This window comes from Aeromicrobium sp. PFPM2_SD2 (assembly GCF_057364525.1).
Genome location: NZ_JBNFNZ010000404.1, coordinates 1 through 2,243, shown reverse-complemented (window position 1 = coordinate 2,243; position 2,243 = coordinate 1). Strand labels below are relative to the sequence as shown.

The 2,243-nt window shown below is 73.3% G+C and carries 3 protein-coding genes and 2 tRNA genes; 1 reads left to right on the top strand and 4 read right to left on the bottom strand.

The window, feature by feature from the left end:
- Window positions 1-406: 406 nt before the first annotated feature.
- A complete protein-coding gene (locus AC2W7G_RS14280) occupies window positions 407-535 on the bottom strand; it encodes a hypothetical protein (RefSeq protein WP_485869019.1) in 129 nt (42 codons plus the stop codon).
- 416 nt (window positions 536-951) lie between these two features.
- Here AC2W7G_RS14280 and AC2W7G_RS14275 point away from each other — a divergent pair, with 416 nt between their 5' ends.
- Complete coding sequence (locus AC2W7G_RS14275; protein ID WP_485869018.1) at window positions 952-1,398, top strand: hypothetical protein; 447 nt, start codon at window positions 952-954, stop codon at window positions 1,396-1,398.
- Window positions 1,399-1,448: 50 nt separating this feature from the next.
- Here AC2W7G_RS14275 and AC2W7G_RS14270 read toward each other — a convergent pair.
- The 3 genes from AC2W7G_RS14270 to AC2W7G_RS14260 form a co-directional block, all read right to left on the bottom strand.
- Window positions 1,449-1,524, bottom strand: a tRNA-Ala gene (locus tag AC2W7G_RS14270).
- Between the two features lie 146 nt (window positions 1,525-1,670).
- A tRNA-Ile gene (locus AC2W7G_RS14265) sits at window positions 1,671-1,748 on the bottom strand.
- 73 nt (window positions 1,749-1,821) lie between these two features.
- Window positions 1,822-2,243, bottom strand: a 422-nt coding sequence (locus AC2W7G_RS14260; RefSeq protein ID WP_485869017.1) for a DUF3566 domain-containing protein, incomplete at its 5' end; no start/stop codon positions are given.

The window sequence follows — 2,243 nt, the reverse complement described above, 5'->3', positions numbered from 1 at the left end:
TGCCCGCTCGCGCGAGCCGCGCCCGGCTCGGCCGCGTCGGGTACGTGCGGCGCACGAGCACGCAGCGCTGGACCACCCGCGGACGCAAGCTCACCTGGAAGGCGGTCAAGGGGGTGCGCCGGTACGAGGTGCAGGTCGCGACCGACCGTCGCTTCCGCCGGCTCGTGCAGGACGAGGCCGTGGCCCGCACCTGGACCTACGCGAACCGGCTCGCCCACCGCCGCACGTACTACGTGCGCGTCCGGGCCTACGCCTCCCCGACGCGCATCGGTCCGTGGTCGCCGGTGCAGACGGTCGAGCTCCACTACGGCCAGCGGGCCACCGACTTCCGCCCCGGCGAGCCGCGCCTGACGCGCCAGCCCGGTCGGGTGCAGGCCTCGTGGCGCGAGCAGGCCTACGCGACGCGCTACACGATCCAGTCCAAGAACAGCGGCGCCCGGGCCCGCACCGACTCCGGCGAGCTGGACGTGGAGGAGGACCACTTCCCCGAGGGCACGTCCCGCGCCTGGATGTGCGGCACCCCCACGCGCTTCACGACGCTGCCGTACGCCAACCCGATCAGCCTCAAGATGCGCTCGACCAACCGCACCGGCACGTCGCGGCCCTCGAGCGACGACTACGTCTACGAGGTGGCCGGCGGCCTGACGCCGGACCCGCGCGGCACCACCGTCTCGGTCGGGTCGTGGAGCCTGTGCCGGCACTGCGCGGCCTCCGGCCGGGACGCGCGGGTGCGGGCCCAGCTCGACGCCGCCGGGCTGGACGTGGTCGCCCTCCAGCAGTCGGTGCCGCAGCTCGGCTCGGCCTGGTCAAGCTTCGGGACGACCGACGCGGGCAACGGCACCGCCGTCGCCTGGCGCCGCAGCGCGTACACGCTGCTCGGCTCCGGGCGTCGTCGGCGCCTTGGGGCCCCGGGCACGCGGGAGGACGCCGTTCTGGGTCCACCTGCGGTCCGTGGCCACGGGCGCCGAGCTCGTCGTGGCCTCGGTCGAGCTGGCTCGCGTCGCCTCCGCGGACCGGGTCGCGGCGCTGCGCAAGGTCGTGGCCGCGCTCCATCCCACGACCGAGCGGCCGGTCGTCCTGGCCGGCGACCTCGGCGCGTACGAGATCGGGGAGCCGGCGCACCGCACGCTCGTCCAGGCCGGCTACTGGGACACCGCGGCGCCGTCCGGCTCCTACCAGGGTCGCGCGTACAGCACGGTCAACTACGGCAAGAGCCAGGCCGCGGAGCGCAGCGTGACGCACTTCGGCGCCCGCTACGACCACATCATGACCGCGGGCGTGCGGTACGCCGGACGAGCCCAGTCCGGGAGCGTGCAGCACGCGAACGTCCCGTACCTCGGCGGTCCGGTGGTGAGCGACCACAACCTGCAGTGGTCGCGCGTGCGCCTGCCGCGGTGACGTCCCCGACAACGACAGGACCGCCGGTCGCTGACCGGCGGTCCTGGTGGTGGTGGAGCCGAGGGGACTCGAACCCCTAACCCCCTGCATGCAAGGCAGGTACGCTACCAATTGCGCCACGGCCCCGTGGCGGTCCGGCTCAGAGGGAGTCGGTGCCCTGCGCCCACGCGTCGGTGGCGCCGGCCTTGCGGCGGCGGGCCATGAACACGAGTCCGCCGACGGCCAGGACCGCGAGGATCTTCTTCATGGGGTCCTCCTCCGTGGGGGTGGGATGGTGGGCCTAGCTGGACTTGAACCAGCGACCTCTTCCTTATCAGGGAAGCGCTCTAACCAAGCTGAGCTATAGGCCCGTACCGAGGGGAGACATTACCCCACGCACCCCGGGCCGCCCAACACGGGGTCGGCCCGGACGCGGGCGACGGCTCAGGCGTCCTCGGCCAGCGTGACCGTGATGCCGCCCAGCAGCTGCGCCGCCAGGTTGTACAGGTGCGCGGCGATGGCGGCGACGGCCGTGGAGATCAGGACGTTGATGGCCGAGATCACCAGGGTGAGCCCGACCAGGCGGCCGAAGCCGAGGTAGTCCTTGATGTCGAACGAGCCGCTGTCGTCGCTCAGCACCGCGGTGACGGTGGAGTTCACCTGGTCCCAGACGCCGGCGATGGACAGCACCGACCACAGCACCGTCATGGCCACGACCGCGACGATCATGAGCGCCACGGCGAGGGTGAAGACGGTCTTGGTGACCGACCACGGGTCGACGCGCACCAGGCGCAGCCGGGCCTCGCGACCGCGGCCGGACGCCGTGGTCGTCGCGCCACGCCTCGCCTCGGCGGCGACGGCCGAGC